Below are 15,231 nucleotides of genomic sequence, written 5' to 3'. Positions count from 1 at the left end.
AGGGGGATGGTAATATGGATTTAAGTCAGGCGTCGCCAAGTAAAATTAGACAATATATCCGTGAAGGACAACTTCAAGGACACACAAGTGGTTTAGCAAAAGGCTATGTACAAGCGAATGTGGTGATATTACCTTCAGCATATGCCTATGATTTTTTAAAATTTTGTTTTAGAAATCCTAAAACATGTCCATTATTAGATGTATCTGAAGTAGGTGATCCATCATTTCCAACCTTTGGTCATTCGGCGGATATTAGAACAGATGTAGCAAAGTATAACGTATATGAAAACGGCACTTTAGTTTCTTCACCTAGTGATATCACACATCTTTATAATGATGATTTGGTAAGCTTTTTAATCGGTTGTAGCTTTACATTTGAGCATGCCTTATTAGATGCTAAAATTCCAGTACGTCATATAGAAGAACAGCACAATGTACCTATGTACGTCACAAATATACCTGCAGCATCTAGTGGCGTATTTAATGGCCCAATTACCGTAAGCATGCGTCCTATGACGATGCAAGAAGCGATTAAAGCGACTGAGATTACAACTCATTTTAAAAACGTTCATGGGACACCTATTCATATTGGTAATCCTCAAGAAATAGGTATCGAAAATATTAATAAGCCAGATTTTGGAGAAGCTGTTTCTATATATAATAATGAAGTTCCTGTTTTTTGGGGTTGTGGCGTTACACCACAGTCAGTAGCATTGGAAGCCAAACCTTCATTAATGATTACACATGCTCCTGGACATATGTTTATTACAGACGTAAGAGACAGTGACATGTCACATTAAATAAAGCGCAATTTCAAATGAAATTGCGCTTTTTCTAATTCTCATTATTGTTTATTGCTTTAACAACTTTTGCTGGCGCCCCCATAACAAGTTGATTATCACTAATATTTTTCGTCACAATACTACCTGCACTTACGACTACGCCATTACCAATAGTCACGCCAGGCAAAATAATAACGTTAGCACCTAACCAAACATCGTTGCCAATAGTTATCGGTAATGCTTGTTCTAACCCTTTATTTCTTGCTACTGCATTTAATGGATGATTAGCCGTATACAAACCACATTTTGGGCCGATAAATGTATTGTCACCTATAGATATCGGAGCACAATCCATTAGATAGCAATCGTGATTAATAAATACGTTATCGCCAAGCGTTATGTTATATCCATAATCGACCATAAAAGGACTTAATATTTCTATGTTGCTAAATTCATTATTAAAGAGTGAGCTCAATATTTTATGTCGTTCCTCTGTATCACTTGGTTTCGTATGATTCAAATCAAAACATAGATCTTTAGCTTTTATTCTTTCTTTAGTTAATGCACTATCATAGTTTGCATCATACCACTCACCAGCTAACATTTTCTCTTTTTCATCCACTTCAATTCCCCCTAACAGCCATTACAACGACAGTAATAAGTGATAAATAAGTGTTCCCGCATAGTTACCGATAATATAACCTAGCGTACCTATAATTAAAATAGGTCCGATTAAATTGGTCCATCGTTTCCCTATTGCTAAAGCTGCAGCAGTAGTCGGTCCTCCAGCAGTAGCATTACTCGCTAATAATATTTCTTCAATTTTAAAATGAAATAATTTACCTACTATTAAACTAAGCCCTAAATTAAATATTAATATAATAATTACAAAGACAAATAATAAAGGTGCTGTTTGAATAATTGTAGCAAATGATGCAGGAATCCCAATAACTACAAAGAAAATATATATTAGAAATGTTCCTATTTCAGATGCACCAGCTAATTTTTCAAAAAAGTCTCCCCAAATTGCGACCACAATTAAAGTAAACGTCGTTAATAATAAATATTGATCACCAAAGAATGAGACAATAATCGTCAAAAAGACGTTACTCTTTGGAATCCAATGTTGAATTAACTCTGATAATTTAAAACTTACTGCTACCAATGTAAAGGCAGTTGCCACAGAAATCGCAATATCTAAAATTTGAATTTTCTTCGGTTCCCAAAAAGCTTGTTGTTCTTCTTCGGTTGTAGCGCCGTTATAATCCGTTTTAAAATGCTTTTTGATAAATGGCATGGCAGGTATCGCTATAAGTAATAAAAAATAGAGCGCCATTACGCTATTATCTGCAACGACAGTCGATGAAATCATATCTTTAGGTGTGTTTAGTTTAGAACTTATAGCCGCAAAATTCACACCTCCACCTATATAACTTCCTGTCATCATGGCTCCAATTTTTTCCAAATATGGAATCCATCTATGTAAAGTTAAAAATGCAACAACTGCTCCAATCATTGTTCCCACTGATGCAATTAGAAAAATGACTAATAATCTTCTACTTTCTTTCCATACCTTAATAATATTCGATCCGAACAATAACAAGGGAATGGATAAAGGCACAATATAGTCCCATACGGTATCATAGACAGGTGCCTTCGTTGGTATGATTTTAAAATTAGATAATAGCATCGCACCCACAAGTGCTATGATTGCGCCCGATATAGTACTAGCCCACTTATAGCGTTGTTCAAGAAATAAACTTACAGTTGCCCAAATAATAATGATTGCCCACAGTACCCACGTATCATCTTTCGCAATTACCGTATTTAATACCATTAGCTTCACCCTCTTTATTTTTATTGATTACAATGGTTTGAATTAATTTATTTTATATTATCAATGAGTATTAGTATTTAATCAACTTTTCAGAATATTTTAAATATAATTCAAATATTATTGTGCTGGCTAGCGTTAATTGATATTCTTATTGATAAGGTTTCATAAAACAAAGGGGGACTTTTTATATGAAACAAAAAATCGGTTTAATACTTGGCCCAGCCTTATTTTTAATTTTCTATTTTATTCCTGGCATTACAGGCCTTAGCGATGCACCTAGAGCAGTATTAGCTGTTACGTTATTTGTAGCAACTTGGTGGATTACGGAAGCCATTCCAATTCCTGCAACTTCGTTATTACCATTAATCCTTTTACCACTAACTGGTGGTACTAGTGAAAAAATTGCAGCCTCTGCTTATGCTGATCCAATTGTTTTCATGTACATGGGTGGTTTTATTATTGCCATTGCACTAGAAAAATGTAACTTACATAAACGTATTGCCATGACGATAATAACAATGATGGGTTCAAACAGTAACCGTATTATTCTCGGTACAATGATTGCTACCGCATTTATTTCAATGTGGATTTCTAATGCCGCTACTGCTTTGATGATGTTACCTATCGCATTAGCACTTATCGAAGAAATTAAAGAAGCAAAGTTTTTATCGCCTGAATCTACACATAAATTTTCTAAAGCATTATTATTAACCGTTGCTTATTCCGCTTCCATTGGTGGATTGGCAACATTAATAGGTTCCGTACCGAATGCGGTATTTGCGGCTGTTGCTTCGTCAAGTTTACATAGAACAGTATCATTCGCACAATGGATGCTGTTTGCCGTACCAATCACAATCGTTTTATTAGTCGTTTTATATTTCTTATTAACTAAATGGTTATTCAAAGTCGAAGATGCAGATCAAGTATCTTCTGACTTTGCTAAAAAAGAACTACATGCGTTAGGCCCAATGAGTACCGATGAAAAACTTACTGGCATCGTCTTTCTATTCGTCAGTATTTTATGGATTTCTAGCAGTGCTTTACCAGCATCATTACATTTATCAGATACTGTAATTTCTATGAGTGGTGCTGTATTACTTTTCTTAATCCCTGCTAAATCTAAAAAAGGTGGTTTACTCGTTTGGGACGACTTATCTAAACTGTCTTGGGGTATCTTAATTCTATTTGGTGGTGGCCTTTCATTAGCTGCCGCGTTTGAAGATTCAGGTTTAACTAAATGGATTGGTGGTCTATTAGATATTGTTAAACCATTACCATTAGTATTAATCGTTATTATTTTAACGACAGCCATTTTATTCTTAACAGAAGTAATGTCAAATACTGCGGTGTCTAATATGTTAATGCCTATTAGTATAGGACTCGCAGCTGCTATTCATCAAGATGCATTCTTTATCATGGCAGTTGTAGCACTTTCATCTACATGTGCATTTATGTTGCCTATTTCAACGCCACCAAATGCTGCGGTGTTTAGTTCGGACGAATTAGAAATGAAAGATATGATCAAAGCTGGATTTATTTTGAATTTATTTACAATAGTAATTATTTCATTATTCGTTTATTTCTGGCTTCCAATCGCTTTTGGTATTTAAATCAAAGCAATATACTACTAAGGTTTGATACAACTTCTATACTAAGGACGCATGATAGCATTACATTTAACAGTTACAATATATATATCAAGTAGTTAAAGGAGTTATTAATTATGAAAACATTATTAAAAGGTGCCATTGCAGTATTATTAATACTTGGTGCTATCAAGACGTTCCAAGAACACAATGTAACTGAAGATGCTCATCATTACTACAACCAAGTTAAAAATGGCGAGATTTTGCAAAATGTTGAAAATATCAACTTCAAATCACTAAAGAATATTGATTTTAAAGATTTAAACCCAGCTGACTTCTTTTAAAGCTTTATTTTATTAAGGGAATACAGCACCTGAAAACAAGTTTTTAAACTCCTATTCACTTACTTTTCATATATAAGCAAAGACTGATGACACTTAAAAAAGACGTTAACTATCAATGAGTTAACGTCTTTTTTTATTTTTCAATAGCCTAAAAATTAAGGGAGCTAGGACAACTAGATTTGAAAGCAGCTTGATATAAGCGTATTTTCAATTCAGTCATCTACTGCCAATATAAAATGAGCCTGAAGACACTATAATGGTCAGGCTCATTTATATAAAAGTAATAATATTTATTTTTCTGGAGGAGTAATAAATTTTAAGTTAGTCATCGCTACATACTAATTATCAAATTGAATGTTTAACTATTCTATGCGAATGTATAAATGCCATTATCGCAAATATACAGTAAATAATTGAGTAAGCTACCATTACAATATAAACAGGAATTAATGTGTTTAATCCCATTAATTTCATAAATGCTAAGGCTGCAAATAATGAATGTAATAATGACACCACTAATGGCATACCAAAGTTAAATGCTACTTTTAATGCCAAACCTAATGTCATATCGTGATGTGTGTAACCCATTTTTCTTAAAATGCGGAAGTTTCCAATTTCATCTTCAGTTTCATCCATTTGCTTAATATAAATAATACATCCTGCTGCAACTAAAAATGCTAACCCTAAGAAACTTGTTACAAATAATAAAATACCTGTACTTTGATCTGCTTGTTTTTTAGCTTCTTTTTGAGATTGGATATTAGGATTGATTTTATGTGCTATTTTTTCAGCTTGTGTCATTTGGTTATGATTAACAATATCAAATCCAGATTGCGTTCTCACGTCTTTACTATGTTGTTTTAAATCATTATATTGATCATCACTTACTAATAATACCGGGCCGTTAAACGACGTTTCTGCTGAAAATTCAGTCGTTTCACTTATAGATGTAACTTTAAAAGCATGTTTTGTTGAACCTTGTAACACAATATCTTTATTAAGTTTAGGATTCATTTCTGGTCCGATTGCTCCCAAGTTAATTAGTTTGGCATTATTACCTTTAACATCTTTATCATGGAAATATTTATTACTCGTTACTATCATTGTTTCAACATTGCTGTATGTTTTAGGTGCATTTAATACATCATCTTTTAACATCTTAGGTGTTGCAACTTCTTTATATTTTAACTTGTAATTAATATCGTGCTGTTTTAATTGGTCTGCAAACTGATCAGCTTGCTTTTGTTGCGTAAATGTAAAATCTTGTGGAGACGATGAAGCGATTTGATTGCCTAATTGCGCTTTACTGATTGCACCAAAACATAGAATGGTAACTGTCACGGCAGAAATTGTCGCAATAATTGTAAGTGACAAGGCATTCTTTTTCATACGGTGCATAATTGATGACGTAAATACGACGTCTGTAATAGACACATTACCTTTTTTCATACGCTTAACTGTTTTAAATATGAGTGACACAGAGCTTCTAAAGAATAAATAAGCCCCCACGACAGTTAAAGCTAAAATAATAAATGGTAATATCATTACAGCCCCAAGGAATTTATCTAACATTTCTGTAGATAAGTAATAACCAATTAGAATCATTACAATACCTAATACACCTGATACCGTCTCTACTATTGTAACTTTCGGATTTTTAACATCTGATTTTGATTGGTCACTCATCATCTGTAAAATGCTGCGCTTTTTAATAAATAAATAACTTTGGCACATGATTAGAACAAATGCTAGTACGAGCATCAAAATAGTTTGTAACAATGCTTGGGAATGGAAGTTAATCGACACACTCGTGTGTATATTTAATACTTTAAGAACAATCATTAATAAAATTTTGGAGCCAAATATACCAACAATTAATCCAATCACACCTGTAATAACAAACATTGCCATTTGTTCAAGCATCAACATACGCATAATATTCTTTTTAGTTAGTCCGATAAGTTGATACATGGCAAATTCTTTTGTACGTCTTTTAATAAATAAATGACTCGCATACATTAAAAAGATAATAATTATAATAAATAGAAAATATGCGCCTGTCGTAGCGCCTTTTTTGATAATAACAGTTGAATCAGCATTGTTAATACCATGTGTATACTTTAATGTAACGAAACTAAAGAATAAGACGATACTAACAATCAATGAAAAGATATACATGCCATAGTGCTGTATATTCTTTTTAAAGTTTTTTAATACTATTTGATTAAACGTCATTAGTCACACCACCTAAGGCAGTTTGCATATGAATAATATTTTTGTAAAATTCATTATTTGTATCTTCGCCTTGGTATATTTCTGAATGAATGCTACCATCTTTTAACATAATAACTCTGTTAGAATAACTAGCAGCGACCGGATCATGCGTAACCATAACAATCGTCGCCTTGAGTTGTTTATTCATTTCTTCTAATCTGAATAATAAATCTTGTGCACTTTTTGAATCTAATGCACCTGTAGGTTCGTCGGCAAATATAATTGAAGGCTTGTGCACGAAAGCACGTGCTGCTGCAGTACGTTGCTGTTGTCCACCCGAAATTCCACTTGGATATTTATGTCCAATATGGTCGATACCCAAAGTTTGTGTAACTTCGTCATAATTTTTCATCATCGTAGCTTTCGATAAATTTTGTATCGATAAAGGTAACATAATATTTTCTTTTACCGTTAAAGTATTAAGCACGCTATAATCTTGAAAAATAAAGCCCATTTCTTTTTTTCTAAAATCAGCCAATTTTTTATTGCTCATTTTATTAATTTGTTGACCTTTAATCTCAACTATTCCACTTGTAATATAATCAATAGAACTTAACACGTTGAGCAACGTCGTTTTCCCCGAACCAGACGGCCCCATTATTGACACGAATTCCCCTTCTTCAATAGAGAAATCTAATCCTTTTAATACTTCTTGACGTTGATGTCTATTTCCATATGATTTAGTTAAACCATTTGCTTTTAATATAGACATAACACACACTCCTTTTATCTATTTATTAATTTTATTGTAAATAAATTTTGCTGGGATGACGTTCGTTTGACCTAACAAATGTGCTGACAAAAATGACAAAATTGTCACTTCGTCCATCGTTTATGTACGCTAAGATTTTATTTCATCGTTTATATCTTATCATTTCCCTTACAAAACGTTATAAAATTTCCAAACAGTTACGTTGACTTTTATACCTACTAGGGGTATATTTAAGCCAAGAAAGTTGCTAAATTAATAAGGAGGTGTCAGTTGATGAGCACTCATAAAAAAGACACACTCGCAATTACGGGTATGACATGTGCTGCTTGTGCAAATAGAATAGAAAAAAATTTAAATAAATTAGATCAAGTTACTGCTACGGTAAATCCATCTACCGAGAAAGCCACTGTTGAATACAATAACCAGCAAACTTCATTAGCAGATATTACACAGACGATACAAAAAACAGGTTATGATGTCGTAACAGATACTATTGAATTAGATATATTTGGTATGACGTGCGCTGCTTGCTCTACACGTATTGAAAAAGTACTTAAACGTACACACGGTGTGGAACAGGCTACCGTTAACTTAACTACCGAATTAAGTACAGTTACATTCAATCCTGAAATAATATCTCCAAATGACTTAATTAAAAAGATTCAAAATATAGGTTATGACGCACAGCTTAAAGCGAGCTCTAAAGACAAAACTTCTCAAAAAGCTAAAGAATTACATCATAAATTAATTAAGCTCATTGTTTCAGCTGTTATATCCATACCATTACTATTGACGATGTTCGTTCATCTATTTGGTTTGCCGCTACCTCATATATTTATGAATCCATATTTCCAATTTGTATTAGCTACTATTGTACAATTTGGTATTGGTTGGCAATTTTATACTGGGGCTTACAAAAGTTTACGAAGTGGCTCAGCAAACATGGACGTCCTTGTAGCATTAGGTACAACTGCCGCATATGGTTATAGCATTTACGAATCAATCAAATGGATGGTTCAGCCAAATATTACGCCTCATTTATATTTTGAAACAAGTGCCATATTAATTACACTAATACTTTTCGGTAAATATTTAGAGGCTCGTGCAAAATCTCACACGACACAAGCTTTAAGCAAATTACTAAGTTTACAAAGTAAAGAAGCACGCGTTATTCGAAATGACGCTGTTCAAATGATACCAGTAAGTGAAGTTGTCGTTGGCGATATTATCGAAGTTAAACCCGGCGAAAAAATACCAGTAGATGGTATTGTAACTAAAGGGCAAACTGCGGTTGATGAGTCTATGCTTACCGGCGAATCATTACCAATTGAAAAAACGGCAAATAACAAAGTTATAGGTGCTACACTCAATAAAAATGGCGCTATTACTATGGAAGCTACGCAAGTCGGCGAAGATACTGCGCTTGCTTCAATTATTGAATCTGTAGAAGCTGCACAAGGTTCTAAAGCACCTATTCAGCGTTTAGCAGATGTTATTTCAAGTTATTTCGTTCCTATTGTCGTTGGTATTGCTATTATTACCTTTTTAATTTGGATAACTGTCGTGAATACTGGGCAATTTGAACCTGCTTTAATCGCTACAATATCTGTACTTGTTATCGCCTGTCCTTGTGCTTTAGGTTTAGCTACTCCAACTTCTATTATGGTAGGTACGGGTAAAGCGGCACAAAGTGGTATTTTATTTAAAGGCGGAGAACATATAGAGCAAGCGCACAAAGTAGATACAATTGTTTTTGACAAAACAGGAACATTAACCAATGGTAAGCCCGAGGTTACTGATTTCACAGGCAATTTATCAACATTACAACTTGTCGCAAGTGCTGAATATTATTCAGAGCATCCTTTAGCCGAAGCTATTGTAAATTATGCAACTCGCAAAGAACTAACATTACTTGAAAGTACAAATTTCGAAACAATACCAGGTCTAGGTATTCAAGCAACAATAAGTGACAAAGAAATCTTGATAGGTAATTTAAAATTAATGAACAAACATGAAATAAGCATAAATCATGTACAAAGGGAATTATCTTCCTTTGAAAACGATGGTAAAACGGCGATGTATATTGCAGTATCTGGTGAATTTGCTGGTATTATAGCCGTCGCTGATACTGTAAAAACGAATGCTAAACAAGCAATAGAGCAATTACATGCATTAAATATTAGTACAGTGATGTTAACCGGAGATAATGAGCTAACTGCAAAAGCGATTGCTAAACAAGTCGGCATCGATCATGTTATTGCTGGCGTTTTACCAGAACAAAAAGCTAATGAAATAAAACAATTGCAACAACAAAATCGCAGCGTAGCAATGGTCGGTGATGGTATTAACGATGCACCCGCTTTAGTCCAAGCACAAACTGGCATTGCTATAGGTACAGGTACCGAAGTTGCTATCGAAGCAGCAGATATTACTATTTTAGGTGGCGATTTATTACTCATTCCTAAAGCGTTAAAAGTGAGCCAATATACTATACGTAATATCAGACAGAATCTATTCTGGGCTTTCGGTTACAACGTTGCGGGCATCCCTATTGCTGCAATTGGCTTGTTAGCACCTTGGGTAGCAGGTACCGCAATGGCATTAAGTTCAGTCAGCGTTGTTACGAATGCTTTAAGATTGAAACGCATGAAACTATAATCATATACTTTAAGGGAGGTGATTTATATGGCAACAAAAACAATTCAAGTAGAAGGCATGAGCTGTGAACATTGTAAAAGTGCAGTATCTGGTGCTTTAAATAATTTAGACGGCGTATCACAAGCCGATGTTGATTTAGAAGCAGGTACAGTTGAGGTCAATTACGATGACGCCAAAGTTGATGATGCGGCAATGACTGAAGCTATAGAAGATCAAGGATATGACGTGAAATAAATATTCACACTAAAGCACGTTCCTCAATAATTATAGGAACGTGCATTTTTATTGTTGATGATATAAAGATTGTAGCGATTTAAGTCTAGCAATCGCTGCTGCTAATTGTTCGTCGTCTAATGCTAACGACATGCGGACATAATGCTTACCATTTAGTCCAAACGGAATACCCGGCGCTACAAGAATTGATTGTTCTTGTAATAAATAATCTACAAATTGTTCACCATCATAATGAGGTGGTGTTTTTAGCCATAAAAATATACCGCCCGCCATTGGTTCATAAGGTATATTAGCCTCGTCTAACTGAGCTTGAACAAAATCTCTTCTTTTTTTAAATTTAGTATTTTGTTGTTCTAAAAAATCATCATAATTATTGAGTGCATAAGTCGCAGCATCTTGTAACGCACCAAACATACCGGCATGCGTGTGCGATTGATATTTTTTTAAAGCCCTTATTATTTCTTTATTTCCAACTGCAAAGCCAACTCTAAAACCAGACATATTATAACCTTTAGAAAGTGAAAATACTTCAATCGCTAAATCTTTAGATCCTTCAGTTTGCAAAATACTTGGATTTTTAGCATCAAAACCGAATGCGCTATAGGCAAAATCATGCACTATTTTAGTTTTAGTGCCTTTAAATTGTTTTATGGCATCATCAAATACTTTTTGAGAAGCCACGGAACCCGTAGGATTATTAGGGTACGTAAGATAAACTAACTTAGTATTAATTAATGTATCATAATTTATTTGTTTCCAATCCGGTAAATAATACGGCGGAGCTAATGGTAAAGTCTTAGGTATACCATCAGCCAATTGTACGCCTGCTAGATAGTCTGTATATCCAGGATCCGGTAATAAAACATTTTCTCCAGGATTCACTATACAAGAAGGCAAACCTACTAGACCATTTTTTGTACCGTAAAGAATACATACTTCTGCTTCAGGATCTAAATCAACACCATATTGTCGTTGATAAAAATTTACGATAGCTTGTTTAAATTCAACCTTACCATGAAATGCTACATACTTTTGATTTTCGGGTTGATATAGCGCATTTGCAAAATGATCTAAAATACCTTTAGGCGTCTCACCATCCGGTATACCCACAGCCATATTAATTAACGGTAATGGCCCATGTTCAATTTCACGCCCCATCGTTTTACCAAAATAGCTTTCTGGTATTTGAACTAATCTATCAGATATAATCAATACAACTACCCCTTCCTTTATATTTACCATATGTCTATGCCACATTTTTCTACATCTATTTTGCTCTATTAAACTTTCAAATTAAGGTTAAGTTTAACAAAAAGCGTTAACGTGTCAACTTCATAATCAGCTCTATGTAACATTTATTATAATTTATATAGTAAAAATAAAAAAAGCTAAGACATCTAACTATGTCCTAGCTTTAAAAAATATATATTTTAACTAAATCTTACCACCAGTTATTTTTGTTACGGAAATCTACAGCAGCGTCAACTGAACCATAACGTTGTTTAGCGTAGTTAAGTAAACCTTTAGTTTGTTCAGCTACTGAACCAGTTCCCCAAGATTCTTTAGTTTGACCTAAACCTCTGTATCCTAATTCGTTAACAGCGTTAGGGTTACCGCTTGATTCTGGTAAAACGATAGTGTTCCAAATTGCTTCAGTTCCACCTGCAGCTAAGAATTGCGCTTTAACAGATCCACCAGTTGAAGCTGATGAAGATGATGAACTTGAAGTGCTTTGAGTTGTTGTTTTAGTTGTTTGTGTTGATTGTGTAGTTTGTGTAGTTTGTGTAGTTTGTGCTTGGCTAGTAGAAGCTTTAGGTGCTGCTACAGTTTTAACTTCAGCTTGTTTAGAAGTTGTTTGTTGTGGTTGAGCAACTTGAGCTGAGTTGTTGTTAGTGTATGAAGCTGAAGTATCTTGTTGAGAATCAGCTTGTCCGTCTACAGACCAAGTCCATGAGCTACCATTTGATTGGAAGCTGAATGAATGACCAGCATAGTTGAAGTTGTAGTTATAAGCGCCAGCTTGTACTGGGTGCTCGTTTAATTCTGATGAGTTGTTTAATGCTAATTCAGCTAAGTGCGCTTGGTTTACGTTGTTTTCTGAAGCGTGTGCTTGGTTATGGTCACTGCTTGCTGCGTATCCTGTTACTCCTAAAGCTACTGCTAATGATGAAGCTAATACTGTCTTTTTCATAATTAAAAAATCCTCCAGTTATTTTTGTTTGGTAAAACTATATTTTTATTTCATAAATTTCGTATGTGCTAACTTAAAAAAATAATGTATTGCTTTTTCGACAAGACATAATATACCACAAAAAATATTCATTTGTATTACACACTAATAACAAAACATTTACAAAACATGTAAATTATATGACAATAATCCGTTTCTGTAACGTTCTGTAACATTAGTCGCTAAATTAAAATCAACATAATAGTAGGCTTTTTACCTATTTATAGACTTCTATAACAGTATTCAATAGAATTGTTGTTATTATCAGAAAAATTACATGACATACTTTTATTACATTGTTGTAATATAAAAATTTGCATTGAAATTAAGTTCCTTAATATAAATCAGTCGAATTCCACAGTAAAAACTTAAAAATAGAATTACTTGAGCAAAGATATTGTGTAAACCGTTTTGTAATAATACACTATAAGTGAAGATAATAGTTTGTAGCATATATTAACGAACAGTATTCAGCATTTAAGCAAGTTGGAAATGACTCCACGTTACCATTTGAAAGGAGGATTTTGTTATGACTACTTATGATGATACACGTTTAAGAATCGACAAACTTTACGAAACACGGTCTCCACGAATTTCTACAATGATTGATGAAGGTGGACTTGGTGCCGATCGCTATTATGACATTGAAAAGTACAAATTGAGTCAACTATCTGACGACCAACTGTATGATTGGTATAGTCATAAAAGTGATATCGAACTTATTGATTTGTTAGAAGAATTAGTAAAAGATAACACTAAAAATACTAGCTATCATTTAATTAAACCACTAAAATTAGTCATGTTAGAACGCATGAAGTAACTTTAAAAGTATTAATTAACTTTGGCTAAAGAGATGGACGTACTCTAACTTAATAGAGCACGTCCTTTTTATTCTATATTATTTGAATTATTCGCAAAGATTACGCTAAAAATTTAAATATTTCTCTATCATATAATTTAAAGACCTTCATATAGATAGCATTGACCGCGAAACCGACAATAAACGGCACGACAAAAAATGCTATAAACACTACTAATAAACGCATCAATGGATCTGCATCCATTAATTTAAAAGCACTAATTGGACCTATCATTCCTATTATGCCGAACCCAGCCGATTCCTTCGTACCACTAATTTCTAATAAACCTCCTACGAAACCCGAAATAATCGCCGTAGTAAATATTGGTAGTAATATCATAGGATGACGAACCATATTAGGTATCATCATTTTTACGCCACCTAAAAATATCGTTAATGGTACGCCTGCCCTATTTATTTTAATCGTGCCGGCTACAAGTGCCGCTTCACAAGCCACAATACCTATTGATGCAGAACCTGCCGCCAAGCCAGTTATACCTATAGCTAATGAAGTCGCTACTGTTGAAATAGGAGATATAATAAGAAAACTAAAGACAATAGCTATTAAAATAGACATTAATATAGGTTGTAATTCAGTAAATGTATTAACAAGATTACCTATGCCTGTAGTAATTAATTTTATGTAAGGTAGTATTGTGACACCTATTAGACTTGCTGAAACACCGACTATCGTTGGTAAAAATATTAATCCAAGGCTGCCGAAACGCTCACCAATTACTAAAATAAACAATACTGCTATGGCCGCTGTAATCATTGTATTAATTAAATCACCTACACCAACTAACACAACTGCTCCATTTTTAAATTGTGCAACACCACTACCTACAAAAGCAGAACTTGCTACGACAGCTGTGGCTAGTGGTTGTAGTTTAAAGCGCATGGCAATTAAAGTTCCTACTAATAATGGTACAGTAAATTGAATGGCAAGTACGATTTGCAATGGTGTTTGAAAAATTGCATTTTTACTTGCTAAAAATTTCAATAATTCACCTAAAATTGCGTTAGGTACAAGACCTGCTACAATCGCAATTGCTACTCCCGATAAAACGTTGTATAAAAACTGTTTAGGACTGACTTTTTCCATATAAAATCTACCTCCATGGTAAAATATAAGATATAATATACCACGTATCTTTTATAAAAAAAATAGTTATTAAAATTTTTATACAAAATTAGCACCAAATATTAGCCTATTACAAAAAAAGTGTTGCTCATTTTGTAATAGGCTAAAGTTTATATTACTCCATGTCGTCTGCTGTAAGAACTAGTCCTTGTGTTTCATTTTCAAAAAATGTTAATTTTTCTAATTTATTCCCTTTAGGTAAAGCTCTAGCAAATTGATCCCAAATCCATAAAGCTATATTTTCAGCAGTCGTGTTCATCGTCGGTAACGTTTCGTTAACTAATTGCTTATCTAAATAAGGCGCGATGTGTTCGTTATAAATTTTATTAACTTCATTAAAGTCTAATGCCAAACCTAATTCATCAATTGGCGATAAAATTTCAACATCAAATTTATAAAGATGATTCGTCAAATCAATATACTTCACTTTCGAAAAGTATATTCGATTATCACATGTAAATTGAAAGTAATTTTTGATTCTAACTGCACTATTTTTATATTTAAATTGTTCTGGTGGATGCACATTTTTTATATCAGACATACACGAAGCCCCCTTAGCTACTGTTCTAAT

At 33.5% G+C, this 15,231-nt stretch carries 14 protein-coding genes; 6 read left to right on the top strand and 8 right to left on the bottom strand.

What is annotated here, in order from left to right; all coding sequences use genetic code 11:
• Positions 1–14: 14 nt before the first annotated feature.
• The gene (locus tag C7J89_RS03450; protein ID WP_103295544.1) at positions 15–800 is read left to right on the top strand and encodes a putative hydro-lyase; all 786 of its coding nucleotides are present in this window, start codon (positions 15–17) and stop codon (positions 798–800) included.
• A 34-nt stretch (positions 801–834) separates the two neighbouring features.
• Here C7J89_RS03450 and C7J89_RS03445 read toward each other — a convergent pair whose 3' ends face one another.
• Positions 835–1,404: a sugar O-acetyltransferase gene (locus C7J89_RS03445; RefSeq protein ID WP_103295545.1), complete on the bottom strand. Its 570-nt coding sequence runs from the start codon at positions 1,402–1,404 to the stop codon at positions 835–837.
• A gap of 21 nt (positions 1,405–1,425) precedes the next feature.
• Positions 1,426–2,619, bottom strand: coding sequence for a DUF819 family protein (locus C7J89_RS03440; protein WP_061853747.1), 1,194 nt, complete (start codon positions 2,617–2,619; stop codon positions 1,426–1,428).
• A 188-nt stretch (positions 2,620–2,807) separates the two neighbouring features.
• On the opposite strand from C7J89_RS03440, the gene C7J89_RS03435 reads away from it, so the two are divergent.
• Entirely contained in the window at positions 2,808–4,229 is a 1,422-nt protein-coding gene (locus C7J89_RS03435) for an SLC13 family permease (protein ID WP_103295546.1), read from the top strand.
• A gap of 113 nt (positions 4,230–4,342) precedes the next feature.
• On the top strand, positions 4,343–4,549 hold the full coding sequence (locus tag C7J89_RS03430; RefSeq protein WP_061853749.1) for a cell wall inhibition responsive protein CwrA: 207 nt from the start codon (positions 4,343–4,345) through the stop codon (positions 4,547–4,549).
• A 345-nt stretch (positions 4,550–4,894) separates the two neighbouring features.
• Here the strand turns inward: C7J89_RS03430 and C7J89_RS03425 are convergent, their stop codons facing one another.
• Both C7J89_RS03425 and C7J89_RS03420 read right to left on the bottom strand, forming a co-directional pair.
• On the bottom strand, positions 4,895–6,784 hold the full coding sequence (locus C7J89_RS03425; RefSeq protein WP_103295547.1) for an FtsX-like permease family protein: 1,890 nt from the start codon (positions 6,782–6,784) through the stop codon (positions 4,895–4,897).
• Entirely contained in the window at positions 6,774–7,535 is a 762-nt protein-coding gene (locus C7J89_RS03420) for an ABC transporter ATP-binding protein (protein ID WP_103295548.1), read from the bottom strand. The genes C7J89_RS03425 and C7J89_RS03420 overlap by 11 nt, the downstream gene beginning before the upstream one ends.
• A 270-nt stretch (positions 7,536–7,805) precedes the next feature.
• On the opposite strand from C7J89_RS03420, the gene C7J89_RS03415 reads away from it, so the two are divergent.
• Both C7J89_RS03415 and copZ read left to right on the top strand, forming a co-directional pair.
• Complete coding sequence (locus C7J89_RS03415) at positions 7,806–10,193, top strand: heavy metal translocating P-type ATPase (protein WP_371860679.1); 2,388 nt, start codon at positions 7,806–7,808, stop codon at positions 10,191–10,193.
• Between the two features lie 27 nt (positions 10,194–10,220).
• Positions 10,221–10,427: a copper chaperone CopZ gene (gene copZ, locus C7J89_RS03410; protein ID WP_103295550.1), complete on the top strand. Its 207-nt coding sequence runs from the start codon at positions 10,221–10,223 to the stop codon at positions 10,425–10,427.
• Between the two features lie 48 nt (positions 10,428–10,475).
• Here the strand turns inward: copZ and C7J89_RS03405 are convergent, their stop codons facing one another.
• A complete protein-coding gene (locus C7J89_RS03405) occupies positions 10,476–11,639 on the bottom strand; it encodes an aminotransferase class I/II-fold pyridoxal phosphate-dependent enzyme (protein ID WP_103295551.1) in 1,164 nt (387 codons plus the stop codon).
• Positions 11,640–11,868: 229 nt separating this feature from the next.
• Positions 11,869–12,618: an aggregation-promoting factor C-terminal-like domain-containing protein gene (locus C7J89_RS03400; RefSeq protein ID WP_103295552.1), complete on the bottom strand. Its 750-nt coding sequence runs from the start codon at positions 12,616–12,618 to the stop codon at positions 11,869–11,871.
• Positions 12,619–13,186: 568 nt separating this feature from the next.
• On the opposite strand from C7J89_RS03400, the gene C7J89_RS03395 reads away from it, so the two are divergent.
• Positions 13,187–13,477 (top strand): hypothetical protein, encoded by a 291-nt coding sequence (locus tag C7J89_RS03395; protein WP_103295553.1) that lies wholly within the window; start codon positions 13,187–13,189, stop codon positions 13,475–13,477.
• A 100-nt stretch (positions 13,478–13,577) separates the two neighbouring features.
• On the opposite strand, the gene C7J89_RS03390 is transcribed toward C7J89_RS03395, so the two are convergent.
• Both C7J89_RS03390 and C7J89_RS03385 read right to left on the bottom strand, forming a co-directional pair.
• Positions 13,578–14,621, bottom strand: a complete 1,044-nt coding sequence (locus C7J89_RS03390; RefSeq protein ID WP_103295554.1) for a PTS sugar transporter subunit IIC — start codon at positions 14,619–14,621, stop codon at positions 13,578–13,580.
• A 154-nt stretch (positions 14,622–14,775) separates the two neighbouring features.
• Positions 14,776–15,201 (bottom strand): 6-pyruvoyl trahydropterin synthase family protein, encoded by a 426-nt coding sequence (locus tag C7J89_RS03385; RefSeq protein WP_103295555.1) that lies wholly within the window; start codon positions 15,199–15,201, stop codon positions 14,776–14,778.
• Positions 15,202–15,231 lie beyond the last annotated feature (30 nt).

The sequence above is a fragment of the Staphylococcus kloosii genome (genome assembly GCF_003019255.1).
Taxonomy (GTDB): domain Bacteria; phylum Bacillota; class Bacilli; order Staphylococcales; family Staphylococcaceae; genus Staphylococcus; species Staphylococcus kloosii.
The sequence above is the reverse complement of the archived record's forward strand: the minus strand, read 5'-3'. Positions and strand labels throughout refer to the sequence as shown.

Bases quoted from the DNA above. Each gene is read 5' to 3' on its own strand.
- C7J89_RS03420 (WP_103295548.1), bottom strand. From the start codon at position 7,535: ATGTCTATATTAAAAGCAAATGGTTTAACTAAATCATATGGAAATAGA.
- copZ (WP_103295550.1), top strand. From the start codon at position 10,221: ATGGCAACAAAAACAATTCAAGTAGAAGGCATGAGCTGTGAACATTGT.
- C7J89_RS03450 (WP_103295544.1), top strand. From the start codon at position 15: ATGGATTTAAGTCAGGCGTCGCCAAGTAAAATTAGACAATATATCCGT.
- C7J89_RS03435 (WP_103295546.1), top strand. From the start codon at position 2,808: ATGAAACAAAAAATCGGTTTAATACTTGGCCCAGCCTTATTTTTAATT.
- C7J89_RS03430 (WP_061853749.1), top strand. From the start codon at position 4,343: ATGAAAACATTATTAAAAGGTGCCATTGCAGTATTATTAATACTTGGT.
- C7J89_RS03425 (WP_103295547.1), bottom strand. From the start codon at position 6,784: ATGACGTTTAATCAAATAGTATTAAAAAACTTTAAAAAGAATATACAG.
- C7J89_RS03400 (WP_103295552.1), bottom strand. From the start codon at position 12,618: ATGAAAAAGACAGTATTAGCTTCATCATTAGCAGTAGCTTTAGGAGTA.
- C7J89_RS03395 (WP_103295553.1), top strand. From the start codon at position 13,187: ATGACTACTTATGATGATACACGTTTAAGAATCGACAAACTTTACGAA.
- C7J89_RS03390 (WP_103295554.1), bottom strand. From the start codon at position 14,621: ATGGAAAAAGTCAGTCCTAAACAGTTTTTATACAACGTTTTATCGGGA.
- C7J89_RS03385 (WP_103295555.1), bottom strand. From the start codon at position 15,201: ATGTCTGATATAAAAAATGTGCATCCACCAGAACAATTTAAATATAAA.
- C7J89_RS03440 (WP_061853747.1), bottom strand. From the start codon at position 2,619: ATGGTATTAAATACGGTAATTGCGAAAGATGATACGTGGGTACTGTGG.